The 210-nt window shown below is 57.1% G+C and carries 1 pseudogene; it reads right to left on the bottom strand.

Going from position 1 to position 210, the window contains the following annotated elements:
• Positions 1-210 (bottom strand): annotated as a pseudogene (locus FDX22_RS15700) (cell division protein FtsW); the annotation flags it as partial.

The raw sequence follows: 210 nt of genomic DNA, 5'->3' as shown, positions 1-210 counted from the left end.
GAACGCCAGGAAGATATACAGCGCATCACGTTTGGCGAACAGGAAGGGATCGCCTGCCAGGCGTTGCCCTACGGGCATCGATGCCGATGTCACCATCACAAAACCAATCGCTGCCAGACCAAAGGTCAGCCACAGCAGCATGCGGTCATACATGATCAGGCTGTCGGCGTCTTTATCACGCGAAGCCATCACCCAGCCTTTAAGCGCCGC

Source organism: Citrobacter sp. TBCS-14, from assembly GCF_005280805.1.
Classification (GTDB): Bacteria; Pseudomonadota; Gammaproteobacteria; order Enterobacterales; family Enterobacteriaceae; genus Citrobacter; species Citrobacter gillenii.
Note: the sequence above shows the minus strand (reverse complement) of the source record. Positions and strands in the feature narration are given on the sequence as shown.